The sequence below is a fragment of the Trichococcus sp. genome, from assembly GCF_049589555.1.
Lineage (GTDB): Bacteria > Bacillota > Bacilli > Lactobacillales > Aerococcaceae > Trichococcus.
In genome coordinates this window covers 14,824-39,799 of record NZ_JBAWAZ010000341.1, presented here as the reverse complement: position 1 = coordinate 39,799, position 24,976 = coordinate 14,824, and the positions used below count along the sequence as shown (strand labels likewise).

The window sequence follows — 24,976 nt, the reverse complement described above, 5'->3', positions numbered from 1 at the left end:
AACAGAATCCTGTTTACGGATTGTGTTCATAATCAAGCTCATTAAGACGAGAACCATGAGTATTGAAATAATAAATTGGATTGTCAGCATTATTTGGCCCCTCTTTCCGGATTTTTTTTTACTACAGTTACAGAATATCAGGCCATTATGTGGCTCATATGAAGACGCCTAATCTCCATCTAATCCACACATTCGTTCAGTATATTTAGACTATCAATTTTTGGTTATTTTACTTTGAGGAGGAAACAAAATGAGCATGACTCATTACATGTCTTTATTAGCTTCAAATCAGCCCTGGAATCTGATCATCTTTATGGCCATCCCAGTGATCTGCGCGGAGACGCTGACGATTTCGGAATTTTTCATTATTTTCGACAGGGTAAAATCAGGTGGTTTGAGGACTTTGAACAAAATCGTCGGTATCTTTGCCGGCTTCTATTTTACGGGAATATTCTTCTACCTGTTGTTTAACGCAGTGATTCCATTGACCACCACAAATGGTTGGCATACGTGGGTCGACGTTGTGGCAGTGGGCTTCTATCTGAGCGGCGTACTGTTCCTTTTGCCGATCGCACTTATGGAAATCGGTGTCCTATTCCGGAATAAAACGGATGAAGAAAAAATGAAAATCCACTTTATGTTGGTCGGCGGCTGCTTCTTGGTCGTTGCCCACATTGCCATGATTTTCGGTATGGTGAATCCTGAAATCATCGACAGCATGTCCGTAATGCCGGGTATGACGAATTAGTCATACCCCTGTTAATTTGTATCCAAATACAAGTATATACGACAAAAAATCCGCAACCAGCTGTTTAAGTGATTGCGGATTTTTAAAAAATGTATTCGATTATCTGATCGACTCTAGCGATATCCTGAACAGGTAATCTGTCAGCAAATTCGATTTTTCTGGCGTGAAAATCCAAAGATTTGAGTTGGGAAATGACGATTTGACCTGTGACAACCATTTCTTTCGGCAACGTATACCGAGTAGGAATGTCTTTTATTGTCGAAGTTATTGGGCAAATAACCGCAAACAAGGTGGAACGATTAAATTCGTATCTTGAGACAACCAGTCCTGGCCGACGTTTTTTGATTTCATTTCCTGAAGATGGGTCAAAATTTACCCAGACGATATCGCCTTTCTTGGGGATGTACCTATCGGAAGCATTCATCAGAATAGTTCTCTCCCTTCAGGAGATAAATTATTCCACTCATCTTTTTCGTAAAAAGCTCCAGCTTCGGACAAAACAAAGGGATCATCAATTTTGGGAACCAATGTGATTGTCCCATCCGGTGAATAAATTACTATATATTCTTTATTGGGTTCCAATTTTTCGCCATTGTGAAGTGGCAGAGTTACAACTACGGAACTTCCCTGCAGTCTGGATTTTGTAATTAACATGTTTCTCACCTCTTATGAATAATTATACTCGATAACACTCAGTCACGCAAAGTGCACTTCGAATACGAGGACCTATTTGCCGCTCGATATCCATCCTACTGTCCAAGGTTACCGTGCGATAGCGCAAGCTTTCGGGGATGAAATGTCAGAATAGGAAGATAGATTCTTATTTTAAAACAAAAGAAAGACTGACCTGGGCATATTTGAAGCCTGAGTCAGTCTTTCTTGTTCTGGTCGGTATGCTACTGATAATCAAAATTTTTGGTTTATTCCACCAAAGTCCCGACAATCGGCAGCCCATCCAAAACGGAGGTGCCGTGCGGCGAATGGCTGATGGCGGTGGTGCAGTCGGTGCCCGCCTGTATTCCATAATGGCTCCCATTTTGCCATTTAGCTGCATTGGTGACATCGTAGACGATGCCGTCAATGGCTACATAGGCATCATTCCCGTTCTTTCCGTCATACTGCGATAATTCATCGAGGGTAAAGGTTATGGCAATTGCTTGGCTACTTGAAGCAACACCGCTGGACGACGATGCTGCTTCTGTTGATGAAACAACCGAACTCGCCGAAGCATTGTTGGTATTTGAGATAGTCTCCGCCTGTGTTGTTCCGCATGCCCCGAAAAGTAAGCCTGCACCAACTAAGAGGGTAATCATTTTTGCTTTATTATTTTTTTTCATTTTGTTTTCTCCTTTTTCTGGACTTTCGTCACTATTTACAATCCAAATGACTCGAAGTGGATTTTTTGTTTTGGAACATTTTTGGAAACCAACGTCGATTCAATGGTGTTCATGAATCCCTTGGGACCGCAAAGGATAAATTCGCTGGTGGCATAGGGAACTGCAGTGGATTTGAAAATGGCTTCGGTTTTTTCCGCATCCAAGTAACCGTTCTGGGTTGAATAAAAAGGGACGAAGGTGAAGTTTGGCAGGTCTTTCTGGAAAGAAGCCAATTCGGTTGCATAGGCAAGTTCATTCTCATTGCGCAAACTCCAGATGAGCACCGCTTTATTTTTGGCATTTTTTTGGCGCAGGCTTTCCAGGATGCCCAGCATAGGTGTGACGCCGACACCGCCGGCGAACAGAACAAGGCTCTTATCCGTGTTTTGGATGTCTTCCAGCGGTTGTCCCAAGCCGCCATAAGGACCTTCGACGGTCACTTTCGTCCCTGCCATGATGCGTTGGATCATGTGCGTATAGTCTCCGGAATCCTTGATCGATACGGTAAGGGCACGCGGATTTTCCGGTGCGGAAGTCAAAGAAAATGGGTGTTCCTCAAAACTATAGTTTCCATCCAGCACTCTTAAATAGATGAATTGTCCGGCTTTGTAATCAAAGAGCCTTCCATTTTCGGCTTCCATCGTCAAGCTGACGATCTGGTCGTTCTCGTTCACCACATCGGTTATGGTATAAATATTTTTCTTCAATAAAATAGGTCTTAGCAGCTTGTGGTACACATAGAAGCCCAAAGAAACGATGAAATACAGGGCGTACAACATAGTCAACGTCATATCGCCCCTGACAAAGTAGGCGATGGTGATGACATGCACAGATAGCGCGATGATGGCAACGATATTGAAATTATGCAGGAACTTCATGACGCTGTATTTGGAGAAGGCAAAATTTCCTAAGGCATCCTTCACCATTTTGATTATTTTGAATCTCCCTAGCCAGTTGGTCATGAAGAACACAGACAATACGGTCAGCAGCAGGAACAGCATGATGGCAAAATCCCCGAAGACAGTCGAAAATTCAAACTCACCCCAAGCGAAACTGGCCCATTCTTTATGCATCAGGCCAAGCGCCAAAGCGACGATGGCCATGATACCGTGGAAACGATGGAACTTATCCAGGCTGAAGTATTTTTCGATGAATTTGGGTCTTGCGGCCGTTATCAGTTCAGATAACAGCCACGTGTAGCTGACGATGCCGATAAAAGCAGGCGCTGCGATACTGAAACTTAGCCCTTTTAGCGAGATGAAAGCAATGGGTAAAGGGCTCAAAAAATAAATGGCGAGAATCATAAACTGGATTGCTTTTCTTTTCATGTGCGTTTCCTCCGATTTCTTATTTATACTTATTATAGATAAGGAGGGTTAGGATGGTATGAAGGTAAGCTGAAGATTAGCTGAAGATGCTATTTTTCATTCTGTGAGCAAACGGAAGCATGCTACAATAAAGCAAAGAGGTGAACGAAATGGACGGGAAAAAAACGCGCGTTTTGGTTGTGGATGACGAAAAGAGCATCCGTGATTTTTTGACGATGGGACTGGAAGACGAAGGATACAGCGTGGAAACGGCAAAAGACGGCTTGACGGCTCTGACGAAAATGCATGAGAAACCTTTCGATATCGTCATTTTGGATGTGATGATGCCGGGGATCGATGGCTATGAATGCTGCCGCATGCTGAAACAGAAATATGATGTTGTCGTCATCATGCTGACCGCGAAGGACCAAGCGGAAGATACGGTAAAAGGATTGAAAATTGGGGCAGATGATTATCTGGCCAAGCCATTCAGTTTTCTGGAGCTGCTGACTCGGATGGAGATCCGTTTGAATAGTCGTTTCCCGCAAAAGAATGCAGTCATCCGCAAGGGGCCCTTTTCGGTCGATGATGCCCGCCATGAGATTACGTTCGAGAATGAAAAGCTTGATCTGACCCCCACAGAGTACAAGCTACTGAGCTTGTTGTTCGATAACGTGAACATCGTCATTTCGAAGGAGACCATCATGAATCAGGTATGGGGCTATGATTATTTCAGCAGTTCAAATGTGGTGGAGGTTTATATCCGCAACTTAAGGGAAAAGCTGCAGGATACGGCGCACCGCTACATCAAAACCGAACGCGGATTCGGCTATAAATTGGATGTGGAAGGATGAAAATGAAAAGCTTAAACAAGCAACTGTTCCAGAGAAGCATGCAGTTGCTGTTGCTCTTTCTGGGGATAATCGGTTTTTTGCAGACAACCTTGATTTATCTATACACCGAAAACCAAAGGGAAATGGAAGTGGCGACCTATCTTGAGGCGCTCCAGCAAACACCCGATCTGCTCGGTGAAGAAGAGCCGTTGACTAAAGAAGCGTCGGAGCTTGCCGAGGATTTCGCTTCAGATGCGAACATCGTTTTTTATGCGAGCTCCGGAGAAAAGCAAATCATCCACACCAATCGACTATTTTTAAAAAATAAAGAGACAGCAGCATATACTGAGCCTGTATATTATGAAGGGAAAGCGATCGGGACGATAGAAATCATCTATTCCATCCACGAGTCGGTCGAGTTGATGCTTACGCAGCTGATTATTTATGTGATTGCCAGCATTGTCATCCTGTTGTTGGCTTGGCGGTTCTATAGGCGTATGTTGAGGAAAACGCTGGCTCCTTTAGATAGCGTCATTGCATCGGTTTCTGAGGTTTCCGTCGATAATCTTGATGAGCCGATAGTTATTGCAGATGCGCAAGCGGATATAGCCAAACTGGTAGATTCGACCAACGAGCTGAAAGTAAGGCTGCATGATTCCTTTCAAACTATCGAAGAGAACCAGCATAAATTGCAGCGATTTGTTTCCGATGCTTCTCATGAGTTAAAGACACCGCTGACGACAATCCAGGGTTATTCGGAAATTCTGTTGCGGGGAAAGCTGGATAATCCCGAAAAGATCCGCTATTCTCTGGAGAACATGCTTGATCAGACAAAACGCCTGACGTATATTGTGAACGAATTGCTGGAACTCTCAAAATTGGATCGGAAGGTGCAGATGGGGAAAACCGAACTGAATCTGAATGATGTTCTGCAGGACCTTTTCCCCCTGTTGAAGATGATCCAGGAAGGGCGGGAACTGAAGCTGACGATAGGCGGGATACCGAATGTTCTGATGAACCGCAAAAAAATAGAACAGGTCATTTTAAATATCGTACAGAATGCCATTTTCCATTCCGATTCGAAGACGCCAATCACAATCCGCACCTACCAAGAAAATGAAAAGGTCGTCTTGGCAATCACCGATTACGGTGAGGGCATTGCCGAGGAGCATCTGCCGCTTATCTTTGATCGCTTTTACCGTGTCGATACCGATCGTTCGCGCGAAAGCGGAGGGACGGGATTGGGTTTGGCTATCTGCCAAGACATTATGCATGCGCATAATGGGGAAATCGATGTGCAAAGCATGGTGGGAAAGGAAACGACATTCTTTATCCGGTTTCCTAAGATGAAGGAAAGCGTGTAATGTAAAAATGAAGAGTCTAAATCCCTAAATAAAATGGGAGTCCTTTTTTTGTTAGCAAAAGGGGCACGTGGATTTTTCTATTTCATAAAATTTGGAGTATGATTATGGCATAGATAATTGCTTTTTGCGCGCAATAGGAGGGATGAGCGATGACAGAACATACCCATGCACACAGCCATCCGGGCGGTTTTGGTGGCGTAAAAGGAAAAAATTTAATCATAACCATGGTCCTGAAGATTGTGCTGACAATTGCCGAAGTATTGGGAGGCTGGTTTTCCGGCAGCTTATCGCTGCTTTCCGATGCGCTCCACAATCTTAATGACGTATTGTCAATCATCATCAGTTGGTTTGCCGTCAAGATGGCAGCAAAAGAACACGATAAGAAAAACACTTTTGGCTACAGAAGAGCCACCATCATAGCCGCGGTCATCAACGCTACCCTACTTATCATCATGTCCCTTTTCCTTTTCAGGGAAGCCTATTTTAAATTCATTCAGCCTGAAAAAATAAACGCACTGCTGGTCATCGTGATCGCCGCAATCGGGATTGTCCTCAACGCAGTGGCCGTATATCTGCTGCATAAGAGTTCAGGAGATGACTTGAATATGCGGGCGGTATATCTGCATTTTTTGAGCGACGCCCTTTCTTCAGTCGGGGTAATGGTCGGCGGCATTGTCATCTATTACTTCGATGCTTATTGGATTGATCCCTTATTGACGGTGCTGATTGGTGTATACATCCTCAAGGAGAGCTATGAAATATTGAAAGAATCGGCGAATATCCTGATGCAGGGAACACCGAAAACGGTGGATATCGATGAAATAGCGGAGGAACTCGAAAAGATGGATGCGATAAAAAACATCCATCACGTCCACATTTGGGCACTGGATGAGCACACGCTCTTTTTTGAAGCCCACGTAAATCTGCAAAATGATATTTTGGTCAGTGAATTATCTGACGTCTATGAGAAGTTGGAACAGGTATTGAAAGGACGCTTCGGTGTGACCCACTTGACGATTCAGTTCGAATATAATTGTTGCGAGGATGTGGGCAGGGTACTCGATAAAGAATAAGCAACAACAGAATCAATGGAAAGGATGTCTTTCTGATGTTGGAGGAGAATAAAGCACTTGTTCGTGATTTCCTAATGAAATCGAACAAAGAAGGCAGAACGATTGTTGAATTTTGTGTTCCAAATTTTATGGCGCATATCGGTGCATCGCCAACAATGAATCTGCAAGAATTCCAGAAGTTTCAAACCAACTATTATGCGAGCTTCTCAGAAAGCCAGATTACGCTGGAAGATATGATTGCCGAAGGGGATAAGGTGGCATTCCGTGGGGTTGTGAGGGCTTTGCATACCGGGGAGTTCAACGGCATTCCGGCCAGCGGGAAATCAGTAGCCGTGCCAGTCATCGGGATGGCAAAGATAGTTGATGGAAAAATCGTGGAATGGTGGAACTCACCGGATCGCCTGAGCTGGATGCAGCAGATAGGCGCAGTCCACTGAGACTCAGGAGAAAATGTGAAGTCGATAGCTATTGGGGGCTTAGCGGCTCAAATAATGTTGGTTCAGAAAGAAAGCGGTGATGGATATGACGAAAGTCGAGCAGCACAGGGAAATATGCGAAAGGCTGAATCAGTTGTATGCGGCAAAAAACAGAGACTACGGGGATAGTTTTGGGGACAGCTTCCAGGAGTACGGGCTGATAATGCCGGCTGTCCGATTGGATGATAAACTGCACCGTTTCAAACAACTGATCAAGCAAGAGGCAGAGGTTAAAGATGAGAGTATCACAGACACGCTGATGGATTTGGCGAATTACGCAATCATGACCATCATCGAAATCGAGAACAAGGCATAATGCTGAGTACAATAGTATCAATTGCCTCAACAAAAAAGATAGACGAGACCAAAGCTTGGATGCCCTGGTCTCGTCTATCTTTTTTATATCGTTATGCTATTGATGAAGCGGGCAATCCTTGGATCGGTTGTGCTTTCGAAGAAGTCCTTGGTCGGACCGTCGAACCCGACTTTGCCGTCCTCCAGGAAGAGCATGCGGTCTGCTGCTTCCCTCGCGAAGTCAAGGTTGTGCGTCACGATGATCATGGACAGCTTTTCGGAGGCGAGTTCCTTCAGAACACGCAGCACTTCTGCCTCTAACTCGGGGTCAAGGGCGGATGTGGGTTCGTCGAACAGGACGAAATCCGGTTCCATGGCCAAGGCACGCGCTATGGCGACGCGCTGCTGTTGCCCGCCTGAAAGTTGGTCCGGGTAATGGTCCAGTTTGTCGGCCAAGCCCACTTTTGTCAGCAGGTTTTTGGCTCGGGCTGTCGCTTCCGTTTTGGAAAGTTTTAGGACCGTGATCGGGCCTTCGATGACATTTTCCAATACCGAAAGGTGCGGGAAGAGGTTGAAGCTCTGGAAAACCATCGCCGTTTCTTTGCGGATCGCCATCATCGTTTCCTTTGAAATTTTGGAGCTGAAATCGACCTCGAGATTGCCGTTCTTCAGGATGCCGCTTTCGGGCACTTCCAACAGGTTCAAGGTGCGGAGCAGGGTTGACTTGCCCGAACCGGATGGGCCGACGATAACCGTCGTTTCACCGGTTCTGAAAGTCAACGAGATGTCCTTGAGGGCATGAAAGTCACCGTAGGATTTTTGGATATTTTTGATTTCGATCATGTCGTCACGCCTTTTTCAGATATTTGGAAGTTCTGATTTCCAATTTGCCTTGGATCCAAGTCAATACTGTACTGATAAGGAGATAGATCACAGCCACTTCCATATACAGAATCAGCGGTTCATAGGTAACGGAAGCGAACTGCTGCCCGACCATCGTCATTTCGATGATTGTGATGCTGGATGCCAGCGAAGTCGATTTCACCAAAGAGATGAAGTCATTCATGACAGCCGGCAAGGCAATCCGGATGGTCTGCGGGAAGATGATCCTTTTCAGGACCTGTCCGTGCGTCATGCCCAAGGAGTCGGCCGCTTCCCATTGCCCTCTCGGGATGGACAGGATTGCGCCACGGATGGATTCGGCCGAATACGCTCCGCTGTTTAGGGCAAAAGTCAGAATAGCGGCGGTCCACGCATCCAGAGTGATGTTCAGCTTCGGCAAACCGAAAAAGACGATGAACAACTGGATCAAAAGCGGGGTGCCGCGGAATACCCAAACGTAGAACCAAGCCAGCCCTTTTAATATCTTGCTTTTCGAAATCCGCATGACTGCAGTAAGGACCGCCAGGACAAGTGACAAGGCAAAGGAGATCAGCGCCAAGGGGATGGTGACAGTAAATCCTGCTTCCAGAATTGGCCATAGGGCGTTTTCGATTATGGATAATGTGTGTTGCAAAATTTACTCACCAATCCTTTTTATTATTCGTTGGCTCCGACGCTGATGTCTTCACCTAGGTATTTTTCAAAGATTGCTTTGAAAGTGCCGTCTTCTGTGCGTGCTGCGATGATTTCGTTCAGTTTAGTCTGGAATTCTGTGTTTTCTTTTTGCAGGATGATGCCGACTTCATCACTTGTAGGCAGTTTTTCATCAATCAGTCTCAAAGTGGAGTCTGGATATTCCTCAAAGTAAGTCAAGAAAGTGATGTAATCATTGATTGTTCCGTCCGCGCGGCCTGAAGTGATCAATTCAACTGCTTGATTGAAGCCATCGACAGGAACGATTTCAGCACCTAAGTCGCGAGCGTTCTGTGCGTAATTACTTGTAGTGGATTGTGCTGATTTTTTGCCGCTGTAGTCTTCCAAAGTTTGGATGTCAGAGTCTGCGCTAACAGCCAATTGGCCATAGGACTCGAAATAAGCATCGGTGAAGTCATAAACCGCTTGTCGTTCTTCGGTAACGCCGACGTTGTTGATGACGATATCGTATTTATTGACGTCCAATCCGGCGATCAGGGAATCCCATTTCGTTTCGACAAAGACAGCTTCCACGCCCAAATCTTCTGCGATGACTTCCGCGATTTCTACTTCAAAACCGACCAAGTCGCCTGTTTCTGTGTCATGGTAGCTGAATGGCGGGTAAGTGCCTTCCACCCCGATGCGCAATTGTTTGTTTTCTTCGATCGTCTTTAAGACGTTTCCTGCCGTAGCGGTGCTGGTTGCTGTTGAGGCACTGTCCGAACTTGAATCAGTTGTTGTTGCGCCGCAAGCCGCCAAAGCCAAGCCTGCTGTACCTACGAATAAGATTTTTGATAATAGTTTCTTCATTATGATTCACTCCTGTTTTTGTATTTTTGATTTGTTGACGGTCCTTCGACCGGAAAAAACTCCCCCACGCGGTTGATGCTGGTGATGAGAGCCTGTAAACCGACACTTCCTTACTTTTTGTCGCTCGAAGGCATGAGGAAATCTTATCACCAGTGCATGTAAGAAGCAAACAGTTATAATCGAACAATATTGATAGGTAAAAACGATCACCTATAGCTTCAAAAAGATCCGGATTGTATGATTGCAGAAAATTTTATCGAGGATAAGTTTGACCGCTGATAAGAAGCTTATCGGTCCCCACGTGAATCGTGTATAATATAGGAAACAACAAGAGATTCGCTGACCAAGAGAGCGAATGGAACCAGGGGGAATTTGTATGACAGATGCATTGAAAAGATTGATCCAGGCAGCACAGCAACCGGAGGAAGCGGACCTGATCATCCAGAACGGAACAGTGGTGGATGTGTTTTCGCTGGAGACCTTTGAAGCGGACGTTGCGATCAAGGACGGATACATCGTCGGCATCGGCACGTACCCAAACGGAAAGCAAGTGGTGGATGCTTCAGGAAAGTATGTCATGCCGGGCTTTATCGACGGGCATATCCACATCGAATCGACGATGGTCACGCCTTCGGAATTTTCGCGTGCCCTCATCAAACACGGCGTGACGACCGTTGTGACCGATCCGCATGAAATCGCGAACGTCGCAGGAACAATCGGGATCGACTTCATGCTGGAGGACGCCGCCAACGCCGACATGGACATCCTGATGAAGCTGCCTTCGTGTGTGCCGGCAACGCCCTTCGAGCAGAACGGCGCAACGCTGACCGCGGATGATCTCCGGCCTTATTTGGCCCAGCCGAGCGTCATCGGCTTGGCGGAAGTGATGGATTATCCATCCGTATTGAATGCAAATCCGGATATGCTTGAGAAAATCCGCATGACGATCGAAGCAGGAATGATGGTTGATGGCCATGCGGCTGGTTTGCCGGATACTGCGTTGAATGTGTACAGCACAGCCGGGATCAGCAACGATCATGAGGCGGTGACTGCTGAAGAGGCGATTGCGCGGGTACGCAGGGGCATCCATGTATTGGTGCGTGAAGGCTCAGCTGCGAAAGATCTGTTGGCGCTGTTGCCGGCTATCAACGAAAGGAACAGCCGCCGTTTTTCATTCTGTACGGACGATAAGCATCTGGATGAACTGGCCGAAGAAGGAACCGTCAATTATGCCGCGCAGCTGGCGATTCAACAAGGGTTGGACCCGCTCATCGCCATCCAGATGGCTACGCTCAATAATGCGGTATGCCACGGAATCGAGGACAAAGGCGCCATCGCACCCGGTTACTTGGCTGATATCCTGATCACGGACAGCTTGGGGACCTTGCGCCCGGAAACGATCATCAAAGGCGGACGCTTGCTGGACCTAGATGCTTTAAGTAGTTTCCGTGCTGTTGTCCCACAGGCCGTCCGATCCTCGCTTCATTTGAAGAAAGTGACTAAAGACGATTTGCAGATCCCGCTTCAGAAAGACCAGAAAGCTTGGGTCATCGGCGTTGTGCCGGGCCGGATCATTACGGAGAAAATCGCAGCGGATGTGAAGACGGAAGACGGCTTCTTTGTTGCGGATCCAGAAAATGATCAAGTGAAGATGGTGGTGTGCGAACGGCATCACCAAACAGGCAGCATCGGTGCTGGCATCGTCAGCGGACTCGGTCTGAAACGGGGCGCAATCGCCTCGACTGTAGCCCATGATTCGCATAATCTGGTCGTTGCCGGTACGAACGATGAAGATATGCTGCTGGCGATCGAAGAGGCGGAACGCATGCAAGGCGGACTCGTCATCGTGGATGGCGGCAAGGTGCTGGCGTCAGTCCCGCTGCGGGTCGGTGGCATCATGTCGGAAAAACCTTACGAAGAAGTAATCAAGGAATTGCATCAGTTGCACGAGCAGTTGGCTACGTTGGCGGAGGAATCGCAGAACATTTTCATGATCCTTTCGTTCCTGTGCTTGCCGGTCATTCCGCGTCTGAAACTTACAGATAAAGGTTTGTTTGATGTGGATTCCTTCCAGCATATCGAAGTCGGGATTCCGATGTAAAACCATTCATTTCACTGTGGTCCGGAAAGGCGGTTGTTCTTTATGGCGATTTCATTCGGTGAATTCATTCAGTTGCTGCTGACCAGCCCGGCTATTGTGGTGACGGTGGCCTTGACGCTGGGCGTGGTTTTGGTGAACGGGTGGACGGATGCGCCGAATGCCATCGCCACCTGCGTCTCGACAAGAAGCATGACGCCGCGGAACGCCATCTTGATGGCGGCTGTGTTCAATTTTTTAGGCGTTTTTGCGATGACAGCGATCAATGCGAAAGTTGCCCAGACGATGGCGAAGATGGTTGATTTTGGCGGGAATACGGATGACGCGGTCGTGGCGCTGTGTGCGGCGCTCTTCGCGATTGTGGTATGGGCCACTGCAGCTTGGTATTTTGGCATTCCGACAAGCGAGAGCCATGCCTTGATCGCTGGGGTGTCAGGGGCTGCGATTGCGTTGCAGGGCGGCATCAGCGGCATCAATGGGGCGGAATGGATCAAGGTGCTGTATGGCTTGCTGCTTTCCACTGTTATGGGTTTATTTTTGGGCTTCCTTGTCGTGAAACTGGTCGGCGCGTTGTTCAAGGACATTGAGCGGCAAAGCACGACAACCTTCTTCCGCAACAGCCAGATCGCCGGTGCGGCGGCGATGGCCTTCATGCATGGGGCCCAGGACGGCCAGAAGTTCATCGGGATTTTCCTGTTGGGCATCGCTTTGTCTCAAGGAAATGCCGCGACCGATTTCGCGATCCCGGTCTGGTTGATGCTGTTGTGTTCCACGGTCATGGCCTTGGGGACAGCAATCGGCGGCGGGAAGATCATCAAGACGGTAGGGGTCAACATGGTGAAGCTGGAGACCTATCAAGGCTTCAGCGCTGATTTTGCCGGTGCATTGAGCCTCTTGACGGCATCGCTCTTGGGGCTGCCGGTGAGCACGACCCACACGAAGACAACGGCTATCATGGGAGTTGGCGCAGGCAGGCATTTGTCTAGCGTAAACTGGTTGACGGTCAAGGAAATGGTTTTTACTTGGGTATTGACGTTTCCAGGCTGCGGGCTTGTCGGTTATCTGATGGCCAAACTGTTCATTCGGATATTTTAGGGGGTTCCGGTTATGTTCAAAAAGAAGACTGAAAAGTTGGATTATTTCGATGAGTTCATCAAGCTTGCCGAATGGGGCGTCGAATCGGCGGAATTCCTGAAGCAGGTGCTGGCGGATTATCCGGGCGCTGATCTCAGCCGAAAATTGGACGAGATGCATGAAATCGAACACAACGCCGACCTCGCGAAATACAGGCTGATGCGCTATATGTACAACGATCTGTTGCCGCCTTTCGACAGGCAGGATGTGATTGCGCTGGTAACCAGTCTGGACCATGCCATCGACATGATAGAGGATGTCATGATCCACATTGAGATCTATCAACCGCAGAACATCACCCCGGAAATCAACCAATTCCTGGATCTGGTCGAAAAATCAGCCGAAGAACTGCTTACGGCGGTAAGGCTTTTGAAAACCTACAAGAAATCGCAAAAAGAGATACATGCAGTCATCGACCGGATCAATGCCTGTGAGAAGGAAGGCGATCTGCTGTACATCCACTCCATGCACGACCTTTATAAGAGCGATGCGGATGCCGTTAGCATCGTCATCCTGAGCAAAATCTATAAAACCCTGGAAGATTGCTGTGACGCCTTCAAGGACGTGACCAAATTTGTGGAAGAGATTGCATTGAAGTATGCCTAGACTGGCAGTAGTTTTATGCGTTTGAAAATGCAAGAAGGGGCTATCCATTCAGGATAGCCCCTTCTTTGCGATATGAAGTTCTGGTATGAGTTAGAGTTCGTAGCGAGATAGCCCGCCAAATCGTGTTTTGCGGGCTATCTCGTGTTGTCGGCGGGCGTTTTTCCCCGCCAGGATGGTTTTGGCGGTTTAACTGACTATGATTTGAACTGATTTTCCCCTCCAACACTGGTTTGGCGGGCTATTTCCAAGCATAAATGCAATTCCTATTCCGAAAGAACGAAGTCATTTATTCAGTGGGACAAGAAAGATTTTCATCCGTGTCTCTAGCATGCATACTGACGCCGTTCATAGAATGACCGTCTTCTGTGTGATGACGAAGATGAGTGGCATGGCTACGTACATACTGACCGTGGTTTTCATATGTCACCGTATCCATCATCGCTGCTTCTACGGGAGTTGCGACAGCAAAGGTGGTCAATGCAGTAAAAGAAATCAGGCCAATCATCAAATATTTTTTCTTCATGGGTAAGTTCTTCCTTCCTGTGTATAAACTGGCTATGTTTTACGAGACTGTTTCCGTGTTGTTGATCGGACAAAAGAAATGATCTGCAACGCAGGATCGCTTGATCCTTCTTCAGTATACTTAGGAAGTGTGTAGAACAGATGTAGATAAAAAAATATATTAAACCAATCGGAAGTTAGTTGAATTTTGCGCAATGCTATGACATAATATGTATGAAAATTAAATAACTTCTTTTATCACGAGAGATCGAGGGACTGGCCCGATGACATCTCAGCAACCGACCCACGCGCGAAAGCACGGGCACGGTGCTAAATCCTGCAGAGCAATCTGAGAGATAAGAAGAGCAAAGCGACATTCCCGACTCTTCTTGTTAAAAGAAGGGTTTTTTGTTTTCAAAAAAACAATCTGGAGGGAAAAATCATGACAATTACAAAAGAACAATTCGAGCGCTGCGAAAGAAGCTACGAAAGAATGGAAGCGGCAGGCGGACCAAAAAGCCAAAGCGAGGCCATGCTTTATCACCTGCACAAGCAACAAAAACAACAACTGGAGGATGTAAGACAGCTCGGTAAGGAACAGTTCCAGAGTGACATAATCGAAAAAATGTTGGAAGTACAGCAGCTTGAGCGCAGCATCGAAAAGCTGCAAGGACAGCTTCAGAATGAGAAGATTGCCTTGGAAAACATGACCAGAACACTGGCGTTGATGGGGGATGAACTGTAAAGGAATCGACCGGAGTTAGTGTGATCTCATTTTTTTGAGCGTGGACGGTGTGCAATAATTTCCTATGTGAATGAGTCGGGTTTCCGGGATGTGAAAGTCGAGTGGTTATGTCAATAGAACTCGAACTCGATGACAGCATCCTCGAATCCATTGGTACTCAAAAAAGAAGTCAGTAATACTTCAATTCTGTTGTCCGCTTCATCCAAAAAGCCCTGACTGATTTTTTCTTCTTCAAGTTGTTGTTTATTCACGTTTATTTCGTCAAAAATTACCTGGCTGGGATAATCAGAAAAAATATTGCCTTTGATATCTTCGACTCTTGTTTTTTCGGTCTCCACAACGTTATCGAGTATTTGGGATTTAGGGACTCTGACTAATAATTGTTTGGTTTCTTCGTTATAGGTTATCTGAAGTTTAGAAAGATCGGTCCCCGCTTTCAGATAGCCGGAATACTCAATAAGCTTGATGGCTTCTGCATAGTCAAAATCAAGATCACCGAAACCGAATAGTTCAAAACTCTTGTCTGTTCGGCTGATGATGACGTTGCTGTACTCATACTTTAGTGTCGTCCACTCTGACAGTTCCACTAGTTTTTCCTGAACTAAAGCTGTTTCGGAGCTCCTGTTCGTGCGGGTGGAAATCAAATCAGTTTCTGTAAATATAAAATATCCTGCCAGCCCAATAACCAATAAAAGTAGTATTTTTTTCATGACCAAATCTCCTCCTCGATAATCTTAACCCATCAGCGTTTACGCAAAGTGGGCGCGCTACGGTTCATGCAATGGATTTTCGATTGAACTAATTGACAATATTTTAACATATTTTTAAAAAATAATTTGTGATATTTGACAAATATTCATTTATTTCAGCGAATACTCTGTAGAATTATTGCTGTCAGGCGAGGGAAGGAGAAATGTTTATGGAAATGAAGATGAAGCGTATCTACGAGGCACCAGCAAAAGCGGACGGATTCCGGATCTTGGTCGATCGGCTGTGGCCGCGTGGCGTCAAGAAGGAAGTTGCGCAGTTGGATGCTTGGCTGAAGGACATCGCCCCTTCGCCGGATTTGCGTAAATGGTTCGACCACGATCTTGAAAAATTCGCCGTCTTTAAGGAACGCTACGAAGAAGAGTTGTTGACGAACGATAAGTCCGCTGCTGCCGTAGTAGAGATCCTGAAATAACTGGAAGCGAACGATACCACTTTGGTCTATGCCGCGCGGAGTCCGGAAATTAATCATGTTGTTGTGCTGAGGGATTTTATAGAGACACAGAGGAAATAGGCAGTTATTTGCGCTTGTGGGGGTGAAAGAACACCACTATCGTTGTTGGATATCGAAAAAGACGCTCATAAAATCAGGGCGTCTTTTTCGTTAGATCGCATTTAACCGAGGTAAGCTGCTTATCTCGGCTTTTGAAAAGGAAGAGTAAGTCGGACGGTCAACGAAACACTAAGCTGTCGCCTTTCATGGAGATAGCGCTGCGCAATCGACTGACATGAGTGCCTTATATCGGATTTAGGAAGAGAGTATTACTCATGCCCCAGTATTACGCGGTAATAATCATCGTCACCTTTGAAAATTAGTTTGATTTGCAGTTCCCTTTCGGAAAGTTCCGGATCAACAAAAGTATTCGTCTCGTCGGATACTTTTTCTTTAATGGCATCGAGGGAATCATAATAGGCCACGATGAACGGTTCGTGTTCTGCATCAAAATCGGCAATTTGTTCCAAAAAGGCAGTTTCGTTATCAATAACTTCTGTGCTCTCGCTTATTGAGGATTGGGTGACTTCGGTTTCAGGCGTTTTCTCCGCATCATTCGAACAGGCCATAGGCAATAATGCAACCGGAAGAGCTAAATATGCTTTCATTTTCAAGTTGATTCCTCCCATTTTCGAATCATTTCAATATTAAGTATAAACTAGTTATGCTTAATATTGAAATAATGTTAATAATAAGCAACAAAAAAGTTTGGAATAAATGAATACTTCCTAACGGTTATTGCTTGACTTAACCTTAACTTCAAGGAGTATGCTTTTTCTACAAGAGCGAGAATGCTGCTTTTGAATAAAAAAGCATAATGGAGGGAAAATAGATGGTACTAGCGAGAGCAAGAGCGGTCGACGGTCCGGACAAACCGTTCCGATTTGCTGAAATCAAGAGACGGGAATTGGATGAGCAGGACGTTCTGATCGAAATCAAATTTGCGGGTATCTGCCATTCGGATATCCATACAGCCCATGGTGAATGGGGACATGTGCACTATCCGCTCGTGCCTGGGCATGAAATCGCGGGATTGGTCACAGCGGTCGGACCCGGTGTGACGAAGTATCAAATCGGGGATCGCGTTGGCGTCGGCTGCATGGTCGATTCCTGCGGAGAATGCGAAAATTGTTTACGTGGCGAGGAACAGTACTGCCTCAATGGCAATGTTCCGACCTATGCCGGCGTCGACAAATACGGCGAACCGACACAGGGCGGCTACTCCACGCATATCGTCGTGACCGAAGATTTTGTTGTGCGTATTCCGGACAACATCGGACTGGATGCCGCAGCGCCGCTGTTGTGCGCCGGCATCACTACTTACTCGCCACTGAACCTCTGGCAGGCCGGCCCCGGCAAGAAAGTCGCCGTTATCGGACTGGGCGGATTGGGGCACATGGGAGTCAAAATCGCGCATGCGATGGGGGCTGAAGTTACCGTCCTTTCGCAAACGTTGAGCAAAAAAGAAGACGGTCTGAAGTTCGGGGCGCAGCATTATTACGCCACCAAGGATCCGGAAACATTCAAGGAATTGGCCGGCACTTTTGACCTGATCATCAATACGGTGAGCGCCGTTATCAACCTAGACGCTTACCTAGGCTTGTTGAAGCTCGATGGCACGCTGGTGAACGTCGGGGCTCCTGGAGAACCGTTGTCAGTGAATGTGATGTCCTTGATCGGGCACCGTCGTTCCTTTGCAGGTTCCATGATCGGCGGCATCCGCGAAACACAGGAAATGCTGGACTTCTGCTCCGAACACGGCATCGTTCCGAATATCGAAGTCATTTCCGCCGACCAGATCGACGAGGCCTATGAACGCGTACTGGCTTCCGACGTCAGATACCGTTTCGTGATCGACACCAGCACAATCTGAGAACTATCAATTTAATAAACAAACAAGATGTCCCCAGCTTTACTTAGGGGGCATTTTTTGGTTTTTTGCACGATCGGGCTGATTCGTTCAAATAGTTGTCGGAAAATGGCCATTGTGCTGATTGGATATGAAGTGGATAATGGGAGAAAAGAATGGAGGAGAAACGATGACGAGAGAGCATGGGGCAGATTATGATATCACGATGGGGAATATCCGCTATGCTGCACCACAACGGTATTACGGCACGCGGATTTTGTTCGTGACCAAAGGAAGGGCGAGCGTGTCCGTCAATGGGGAAATTTATGCTCTGGATGAAGGGGATATTCTCTTCATCAACCGGAATGACCACTATACTGTCCGGGGCAGCGAAAACAATATCCTCATTTGCCTGAGCATCCCCAGCCATTTCTTCGTGCTGAACTACCCGAATTACTTCCATTACTCCTTCGAATGTTTCTCGAAAGATTTGGATCCGGGGCGCGGGGATGTCGTAGCGCAGCTGCGCAGGCTGCTGGCTGAACTCGTGATCGTCCATTCCCGCCAGGAAGAAAGCAGCGTTTTGGAGGCCCGCAGTATCCTGTTTCAGACGATGCTGCTGGTGACCCGCTTCTTCAAAAAGGAGGAGCCGCATACCGGAGCAGGCGAAGCGAGCGATGAACGGATTGCCCGGATCATCCATACGATTGAACTCCGCTATGCGGAACCTTTGACGCTTGCGGAGATGGCGGAAAGCGAGTACTTGTCGTCTACCTATTTATCCCGGTACTTCAAGCAGACGACCGGAATGGGTTTTCTGCAGTATCTGAAGATGGTGCGGTTGAAGCACTGCGTGGAGGACTTGCTGCATACATCGGATAATTTGTTTCAAATTGCGGTGCGAAACGGCTTCTCGACAGCAAAGAATTTTACGGAAGCCTTCAAATCGCTCTACGATCAGACACCGGTGCAGTACCGGAAGGAACATAAACAAGAAAACAGCGAAGCGTTCGGAGCAGTGACCGCCAAAACGGAAGCCGGAAAGGAATGGGATTCGCCGGAAGCGCTGATGCAGTTGACCAAATTTTTGGAGGAGCCTCTGAATCCGCGCGCATTGCCGGACGAGGCGCCGGGTGAAGCATGCAAGATCGTTGTCGGAGACAGTGATGCCGAAAGACTATTGGCGCGCGAAAAGCATGTTGTGTTCATCGGGGAACTGAAGGAAATCCTAAACGAGCAGGTGAAGGAGCAAGTGCTTCTTGCCAAGCAGCGCCTTCGCGTCGATTTTGTAGGGGTGCGCAATCTGATCGGCGGATCCACTTTATTGCCGGAAGTCGAGACGGATGAGTTCGTATCCACCACACCGAAGTACGCCAACGCCGATTTGGCCATCCAGTACCTGAAGGAACTGGATATCAGCCTGTATTTGCGGATCACTTATAAAGAAGTCATCCACAATGAAGAGCGCTATTTCAGAGAACTTGAAGGGTTTCTGATCCACACACTGCAGGTATTCGGCAGGAAATTTGTTAACCAATGGAAAGTCGTTTTCTATGCGGAAAAAGAGACGGCCGTCCTGTCAACGGAATTGGAGCGTGTCTATTTAAGGCTGCATGAAGTGATCCGGAAATATGCCGTTCAGCTGAAAATCGGCACCTTCCTGCCTTTCAAAGAGGAGAAAGACAGTCTATCCTTGTCGCATCACTGGCAACTTCACCAATCCGACAGCATCGACTTCATCACCTATGATGCCGATCAGAACGAGGTCGTCGACTTTTCGGAAATCAGCGATGAAGACTTCCTGAATAGCCAAGGCTATATCCTGCGGAAAACGCAGAAGCTGAAACGTTTTCTGAAAAAGCACCAGATGCATCAGCCACTGTACCTGGAAAACTGGAACACGCTGACCGGAAATACGCGCTACACAAACGGGACTTTTTTCCGGGGTGCACTGATTTTGAGGACTATTTTGGATTTGGGTGCGGAAGTCGCGGGGGTCGGTTTCTGGCTGAACAGCGAACTACATGAGCTATACGGTGGGAACCACAACAAGGCTGTGGCGGGTTTGGAGCTGTTCCATTTCTTCAACGGCAAGCGGCCTGCTTTCTACACGCTGATGTTCAAGGAACGGATGACGGGTGAAGTGCGCGCTCAGGGAGAGCATTATGTGCTGACCGAAAACGAAGAGGGCTACCAACTGCTGCTTTTCAACGAAAAGCACTTCAATCCGCGCTACTCGGTCGATGAATTGTTCATGCGGAACCGCAGCAACGAACTGCATGTCCGGCTGATCGGCATGGAGCCCGGCGAATACCAAGTCCGGAAATACCGGTTCGACCAGCAAAATGGCGGTCTCTACACAAAGTGGGGGCAGCTGAACAGCAAACATGGCATCGACCTCGAGGTGATGGAATACATCGTCCAATCCTCCATGCCGACTCTGGAGCTCGAGGATGAACAGATAGAAAAGGATTGGTCCTTCTATGCTTCGATGAGCAGCAACGCGATCTTGTTCATCGAATTCCGCCGAGCGATTGGCTGAGCAGAACAATAATGAAGAAAAGGTTGTCTCCCACGAGACAACCTTTTTTTGTCGCCGGATACTTTCGGCTTGTCCGATTCATTCGGGTTATCGGACAACCTCCAGCACAACTGCTCTCTCGATGTCTGATTCTTTGGAGTTATCGGACATCTAGCGAGTCATACGACAATTGAAAGGGGTTTCGGACAAGAATCATCCGCATTAAATTGCTGTTCAACTGATTTCTGAAAATGCGAAGACAAAAATCAGGATGTTTTTCATAATAACGAGCCTTTTCTTATTTTTTTGTGGCGGTATACTAGCTGAGTGATTAAGAAACGTAGCATTAAACAACCAACAGGATAGTTACAAACAGTCAAAAATAAGGGAGCGCAAAAAAATGAACGAAGCGACCAAAAAGCAATTATTCAGCAAGTTAGCCGAGAAGCAGGAGCGTATGATCGAAATCTACCGCTACTTGCATGCCCATCCGGAATTGTCTTTCCAGGAGGAGAACACGGCCAAGTACATCGAAGCTTTTTATGCAGGGAAAGAGTGTGACATCCGCACCCATGTCGGCGGACTGGGCATTGTCGTGACCATCGACAGCGGCAAACCGGGAAAAACCGTCGCCATCCGCGCGGACTTCGATGCGTTGCCGATCCAAGAGGAAACCGGCTTACCATTTGCTTCAAAAACGCTGGGAGTCATGCATGCTTGCGGACATGACGCGCATACAGCCTACATGCTGACCCTGGCCGAAACATTAATAGAGATGAAGGAACAACTCGAAGGAAAGATTGTTGTGCTGCATCAGCCTGCCGAGGAAGTTCCACCGGGCGGAGCGATCGGCATGATCAAGGACGGCGCTTTGGAAGGCGTCGACACGGTATTCGGCATCCACGTGATGTCACAGATGGACAGCGGCAAAGTTTTCTACCGCGAAGGAAATGTTCAGACCGGCCGCGCCAATTTCCGCGTGAAGATCCAAGGTGTCGGCGGCCACGGTTCCTCGCCGCATAAAGCCAACGACGCTATCGTGGCGGCCAGCCATTTTGTCGTAGCCGTGCAATCCATCGTCAGCCGCCGTATGAATCCTTTCGATGTCGGATCAATCACGATCGGCAGCTTTGACGGCAAAGGCTCGTTCAACGTCATCAAAGATTCGGTCGTGTTGGAGGGTGATGTGCGCTCGATGTCGGAAGAGACACGCACGCTGATCGAAAAAGAAATTCGGGCGAAGTTGGACGGCATCTCGGCCATGTTCGATGTGACCTATGAATTGGATTATGAAAACGACTATCCAGTCCTGTTCAACGATCCGGAAATGACGGCTTTCGCAGCGTCGGCTCTGCAGGCTACCGACTTGCCGGGAGTAGCAGCCGTGGAACAGTGCGAAGCGCAGCCGCCTTCAGAAGATTTCGCTTATTATGCGAAGGAACGCCCGAGCGTCTTCTTGTATGTCGGAGCGGCTACGGAAGACGGTGAAGCTTATCCGCATCATCATCCGAAATTCCGGATCAATGAGGACAGTATGCTGATCGCAGCCGAAACAATGGGGACATTAGTGATTGATTACTTAAAAGGGAGCAGTGAAAAATAGTGGAAACACAATACAAAGGCAATAATAGACTTATTTTGGGGATTGTTTCAGGGGTTGTAACATTCTGGTTGTTTGCTCAAACAATGGTGAACATCGTACCGGCCATCCAAGCAGACTTGGGCATTTCATCCGGCATCTTGGGCATTGCCATCAGTTTGACATCTTTATTCTCAGGTATGTTTATGGTTGTTGCTGGTGGGCTTGCGGATAAACATGGCCGCGTAAAAGTAACGAATATCGGAATGATACTAAGCATCATCGGTTCACTGTGCTTAGTATTGGCAAATGGCCCAGCTTTGTTGATCATCGGTCGTATCATCCAAGGGCTATCTGCTGCGTGCATCATGCCGGCTACTTTGGCTTTAATGAAGACTTACTTCGATGGAGCTGAAAGACAACGTGCGTTGAGCTTCTGGTCAATCGGTTCTTGGGGCGGCTCAGGAATTTGTTCCTTCTTCGGCGGTTTAGTAGCCACTTACTTCGGCTGGCGTGCAATCTTCATCGTTTCGATTGTAGTTGCTGTTATTGGGCTTCTTTTGCTTAAAGAAACTCCAGAAAGCAAAGTTGAAGCAGTCGGCGAAAAGAAACCTTTTGATGTCGGCGGACTGATCACTTTCGTGATTGCTATGCTGACTTTCAATGTTTTTATCAGCCAAGGAAGAACTATGGGATGGACAAATCCTATTATCTTGGGATTGGCTGTGGCATTCGTCATTTCAGTGATCCTTTTTGTGAATATCGAAAAAAGACATGCAAACAGCTTCATCGACTTCTCTCTATTCAAAAACAAAGCTTACAGTGGTGCCACTTTGTCTAACTTCTTGTTGAATGCTTCTGCAGGCACAATGTTGGTTGCTAACACTTATGTTCAAGTTGGCCGTGGTTTCTCTTCTTTCCAATCCGGATTGCTGACGATCGGTTACTTGGTTTGCGTATTGAGCTCCATCCGTTTGGGTGAAAAAGCTTTGCAAAAATTCGGTTCCCGCAAGCCGATGGTGACCGGCTCGTTCATTGCGACCATCGGGATCGCTTTGATGGCCTTCACTTTTGTGCCGGGAATCTTTTACAATCTGCTTGTGTTCGTCGGCTATGCTTTGTACGGCTTCGGTTTGGGGATTTATGCCACACCTTCCACGGATACCGCAATTTCGAATGCTCCTGCTGATAAAATCGGCAGCGCGTCCGGCATCTACAAAATGGCCAGCTCTTTAGGCGGAGCAGTCGGGGTCGCACTTTCGTCCAGCCTTTTCAATGCTTTGGGAGCGCAAGGAAATATGGAAATGGCCGGTTCTGCCGGATTGATGCTAAATGTCGCTTTTGGGACGATTGCATTGGCTTCGATTTTGCTGACAGCTCCAAAAGCTGCTGCCCAAGTGGAAGCTACAGAATAAACAGGTTTGTGCAAACAGGCTAAAAAATGGAATGAAAAAGGATGCAAAGTTATGGCGACTTTGCATCCTTTTGCGTTATACTTTTTTCGAAACGCAATATTTTCAGAAAACTATTATCAGGGGGGATACAATTTTATGGAATTTATTTCAATTGTGGAAATTATCGGAACGATCGCCTTTGCGATGTCAGGGGCGTTGACCGCGATCGAGAAGGAGCTTGATTATTACGGGATCGGGATATTCGCGATCACGACATCAGTGGGCGGTGGTATCGTTAGGGATCTTCTGATTGATCGTCCTTTACCGGCATCGCTGGAAAATCCGCTCTATGCACTCATCAGCCTGCTTTCCGCCGGCTTCGTCATCCTTTTCTATGCGCACATCAGCAAATTGGCGAAGATGCTGCAATTTTTTGATGCGGTCGGACTCGGTGCGTTCACCGCCATCGGAGCAGAGGTGGCGGTGCGGACGGGCCTCTACCAGTGGTTCGTTGTGGTGACTTTGGCAGTCCTGACCGGAACCGGCGGCGGGCTTATCCGGGATGTTTTCGCGCGGGAGATCCCTTATGTATTCCGCAAAGAGGTCTACGCGATGGCTTCCATACTGGGTGCCATCCTATACATTATCGTGTTCCGCTTGGCCGGTAGCCAAATGGCGTTGTACAGCTGCTTTTTGGCAACGACTTTGATCAGGCTCTACTGCATGGAAAAGGATGTTCATCTGCTGAAAGTCGGAAAAGTCACACTTGAATAGTTCGATACATCGGAGGAAATAGCTATGACCATCAGTTACGATAAATTTGGATTAAAGGAAGTAATCAACGCTTCCGGTAGAATGACAATTAATGACGAAAATTGTTCAGCGATTACAAGGAATTTTAGGGGATAAGAAAGAGTAATTTCCACTGCTGTGACCCGTGAGTTCTTACACCACCTACATGGGCTTACGTTGATGACTGCAAATTTTAATAGGAATTATGATAGGCCGTCTCCTTGCGAGGCGGCTTTAATTTTTTTGGGGGATTATTTAAGTGTGGAAAAGATGGATACTTTGATGTTGTCCATGTTTTTTGTTTATAGTGGTTTCGGAAAGATGGATAAAGATTCGTTATCCATGTTAATGGTCCGATCGGGAGCCAAAAGCATGGATAACAATTTTATATCCATCTTTTTGGTGTGCGCGCGATTCCAAAAACAGGGATAACCGGCAGTTATTCATGCTTTCTTAAATTTGACGTAGCCAGTGTGCTCCTGAATAGATTCGCAACAGCTCTGTAAGATCGAGCGCTGGAAAATGAAAGCGCTCCAAAACCACTTGACACTTCTTTGTTGTGGGGTTATAATTCATTTAGTTAATATTTAGTAAAATTATCAAGTAAACATTTATCAAAAACAAAAAGGAGCGGATGAAG

Annotated in this window: 26 protein-coding genes and 1 riboswitch; of the genes, 16 read left to right on the top strand and 10 right to left on the bottom strand. The window is 47.1% G+C overall.

The features are described 5' to 3' along the window. Positions 1–250: 250 nt before the first annotated feature. Positions 251–748, top strand: coding sequence for a DUF6803 family protein (locus tag WBV27_RS11920; RefSeq protein WP_424202343.1), 498 nt, complete (start codon positions 251–253; stop codon positions 746–748). 82 nt (positions 749–830) lie between these two features. Here the strand turns inward: WBV27_RS11920 and WBV27_RS11915 are convergent, their stop codons facing one another. From WBV27_RS11915 to WBV27_RS11900, 4 genes are all read right to left on the bottom strand, one after another. After that, complete coding sequence (locus WBV27_RS11915) at positions 831–1,172, bottom strand: type II toxin-antitoxin system PemK/MazF family toxin (RefSeq protein ID WP_424202341.1); 342 nt, start codon at positions 1,170–1,172, stop codon at positions 831–833. Beyond that, the gene (gene mazE / locus WBV27_RS11910; protein ID WP_288924564.1) at positions 1,172–1,402 is read right to left on the bottom strand and encodes a type II toxin-antitoxin system PemI/MazE family antitoxin; all 231 of its coding nucleotides are present in this window, start codon (positions 1,400–1,402) and stop codon (positions 1,172–1,174) included. The genes WBV27_RS11915 and mazE overlap by 1 nt, the downstream gene beginning before the upstream one ends. 266 nt (positions 1,403–1,668) lie before the next feature. After that, positions 1,669–1,902, bottom strand: a complete 234-nt coding sequence (locus WBV27_RS11905) for a cytochrome b5 domain-containing protein (RefSeq protein ID WP_424202347.1) — start codon at positions 1,900–1,902, stop codon at positions 1,669–1,671. A 218-nt stretch (positions 1,903–2,120) separates the two neighbouring features. Next, complete coding sequence (locus tag WBV27_RS11900; RefSeq protein WP_424202338.1) at positions 2,121–3,452, bottom strand: ferredoxin reductase family protein; 1,332 nt, start codon at positions 3,450–3,452, stop codon at positions 2,121–2,123. A 149-nt stretch (positions 3,453–3,601) separates the two neighbouring features. Between WBV27_RS11900 and WBV27_RS11895 the strand changes: the two genes are divergently transcribed. From WBV27_RS11895 to WBV27_RS11875, 5 genes are all read left to right on the top strand, one after another. Then, a complete protein-coding gene (locus tag WBV27_RS11895) occupies positions 3,602–4,285 on the top strand; it encodes a response regulator transcription factor (RefSeq protein ID WP_424202336.1) in 684 nt (227 codons plus the stop codon). Positions 4,286–4,287: 2 nt separating this feature from the next. Beyond that, positions 4,288–5,628 carry a sensor histidine kinase gene (locus WBV27_RS11890; protein ID WP_424202334.1) on the top strand — a complete coding sequence of 447 codons (1,341 nt, stop codon included), beginning with the start codon at positions 4,288–4,290 and terminating at the stop codon, positions 5,626–5,628. 149 nt (positions 5,629–5,777) lie between these two features. After that, entirely contained in the window at positions 5,778–6,701 is a 924-nt protein-coding gene (locus WBV27_RS11885; protein ID WP_424202332.1) for a cation diffusion facilitator family transporter, read from the top strand. Positions 6,702–6,736: 35 nt separating this feature from the next. Then, positions 6,737–7,138, top strand: a complete 402-nt coding sequence (locus WBV27_RS11880; RefSeq protein WP_424202330.1) for an ester cyclase — start codon at positions 6,737–6,739, stop codon at positions 7,136–7,138. A gap of 79 nt (positions 7,139–7,217) precedes the next feature. Further along, positions 7,218–7,493, top strand: coding sequence for a nucleotide modification associated domain-containing protein (locus WBV27_RS11875; RefSeq protein WP_424202328.1), 276 nt, complete (start codon positions 7,218–7,220; stop codon positions 7,491–7,493). 83 nt (positions 7,494–7,576) lie between these two features. On the opposite strand, the gene WBV27_RS11870 is transcribed toward WBV27_RS11875, so the two are convergent. Genes WBV27_RS11870 through WBV27_RS11860 form a run of 3 tightly spaced genes read right to left on the bottom strand, consistent with a single transcriptional unit; the run spans position 7,577 to position 9,856 of the window. Then, entirely contained in the window at positions 7,577–8,314 is a 738-nt protein-coding gene (locus WBV27_RS11870) for an amino acid ABC transporter ATP-binding protein (RefSeq protein ID WP_424202326.1), read from the bottom strand. Positions 8,315–8,318: 4 nt separating this feature from the next. Beyond that, positions 8,319–8,987, bottom strand: coding sequence for an amino acid ABC transporter permease (locus WBV27_RS11865; RefSeq protein WP_106449872.1), 669 nt, complete (start codon positions 8,985–8,987; stop codon positions 8,319–8,321). 23 nt (positions 8,988–9,010) lie between these two features. Next, positions 9,011–9,856, bottom strand: a complete 846-nt coding sequence (locus WBV27_RS11860) for a transporter substrate-binding domain-containing protein (protein WP_424202324.1) — start codon at positions 9,854–9,856, stop codon at positions 9,011–9,013. A gap of 376 nt (positions 9,857–10,232) precedes the next feature. On the opposite strand from WBV27_RS11860, the gene ade reads away from it, so the two are divergent. Genes ade through WBV27_RS11845 form a run of 3 tightly spaced genes read left to right on the top strand, consistent with a single transcriptional unit; the run spans position 10,233 to position 13,694 of the window. Continuing rightward, complete coding sequence (gene ade / locus WBV27_RS11855) at positions 10,233–11,957, top strand: adenine deaminase (RefSeq protein WP_424202322.1); 1,725 nt, start codon at positions 10,233–10,235, stop codon at positions 11,955–11,957. Positions 11,958–11,999: 42 nt separating this feature from the next. Next, a complete protein-coding gene (locus WBV27_RS11850; RefSeq protein ID WP_424202320.1) occupies positions 12,000–13,049 on the top strand; it encodes an anion permease in 1,050 nt (349 codons plus the stop codon). Between the two features lie 12 nt (positions 13,050–13,061). Beyond that, positions 13,062–13,694 (top strand): DUF47 domain-containing protein, encoded by a 633-nt coding sequence (locus WBV27_RS11845; RefSeq protein WP_424202318.1) that lies wholly within the window; start codon positions 13,062–13,064, stop codon positions 13,692–13,694. A gap of 286 nt (positions 13,695–13,980) precedes the next feature. Here WBV27_RS11845 and WBV27_RS11840 read toward each other — a convergent pair whose 3' ends face one another. Next, positions 13,981–14,217 (bottom strand): hypothetical protein, encoded by a 237-nt coding sequence (locus tag WBV27_RS11840; protein WP_424202316.1) that lies wholly within the window; start codon positions 14,215–14,217, stop codon positions 13,981–13,983. A gap of 230 nt (positions 14,218–14,447) precedes the next feature. Then, positions 14,448–14,558, top strand: a riboswitch (SAM riboswitch). Between the two features lie 79 nt (positions 14,559–14,637). Here WBV27_RS11840 and WBV27_RS11835 point away from each other — a divergent pair. After that, positions 14,638–14,940, top strand: a complete 303-nt coding sequence (locus WBV27_RS11835; protein WP_424202314.1) for a hypothetical protein — start codon at positions 14,638–14,640, stop codon at positions 14,938–14,940. A 110-nt stretch (positions 14,941–15,050) separates the two neighbouring features. Here WBV27_RS11835 and WBV27_RS11830 read toward each other — a convergent pair whose 3' ends face one another. Continuing rightward, entirely contained in the window at positions 15,051–15,650 is a 600-nt protein-coding gene (locus WBV27_RS11830) for a DUF4230 domain-containing protein (RefSeq protein WP_424202312.1), read from the bottom strand. Between the two features lie 209 nt (positions 15,651–15,859). Here WBV27_RS11830 and WBV27_RS11825 point away from each other — a divergent pair, with 209 nt between their 5' ends. Further along, a complete protein-coding gene (locus WBV27_RS11825) occupies positions 15,860–16,123 on the top strand; it encodes a DUF488 domain-containing protein (RefSeq protein ID WP_424202310.1) in 264 nt (87 codons plus the stop codon). Positions 16,124–16,470: 347 nt separating this feature from the next. Here WBV27_RS11825 and WBV27_RS11820 read toward each other — a convergent pair whose 3' ends face one another. After that, positions 16,471–16,815, bottom strand: coding sequence for a hypothetical protein (locus tag WBV27_RS11820; protein ID WP_424202308.1), 345 nt, complete (start codon positions 16,813–16,815; stop codon positions 16,471–16,473). A gap of 218 nt (positions 16,816–17,033) precedes the next feature. On the opposite strand from WBV27_RS11820, the gene WBV27_RS11815 reads away from it, so the two are divergent. The 5 genes from WBV27_RS11815 (at position 17,034) to WBV27_RS11795 (ending at position 24,318) form a co-directional block, all read left to right on the top strand. Continuing rightward, entirely contained in the window at positions 17,034–18,074 is a 1,041-nt protein-coding gene (locus WBV27_RS11815; RefSeq protein ID WP_424202306.1) for an NAD(P)-dependent alcohol dehydrogenase, read from the top strand. Between the two features lie 166 nt (positions 18,075–18,240). Continuing rightward, positions 18,241–20,592 (top strand): AraC family transcriptional regulator, encoded by a 2,352-nt coding sequence (locus WBV27_RS11810; protein ID WP_424202304.1) that lies wholly within the window; start codon positions 18,241–18,243, stop codon positions 20,590–20,592. Positions 20,593–20,971: 379 nt separating this feature from the next. Beyond that, positions 20,972–22,174 carry an amidohydrolase gene (locus WBV27_RS11805; RefSeq protein ID WP_424202302.1) on the top strand — a complete coding sequence of 401 codons (1,203 nt, stop codon included), beginning with the start codon at positions 20,972–20,974 and terminating at the stop codon, positions 22,172–22,174. Further along, positions 22,174–23,565, top strand: a complete 1,392-nt coding sequence (locus tag WBV27_RS11800; RefSeq protein WP_424202300.1) for an MFS transporter — start codon at positions 22,174–22,176, stop codon at positions 23,563–23,565. The genes WBV27_RS11805 and WBV27_RS11800 overlap by 1 nt, the downstream gene beginning before the upstream one ends. A 135-nt stretch (positions 23,566–23,700) precedes the next feature. After that, on the top strand, positions 23,701–24,318 hold the full coding sequence (locus tag WBV27_RS11795) for a trimeric intracellular cation channel family protein (protein WP_424202298.1): 618 nt from the start codon (positions 23,701–23,703) through the stop codon (positions 24,316–24,318). Positions 24,319–24,976 lie beyond the last annotated feature (658 nt).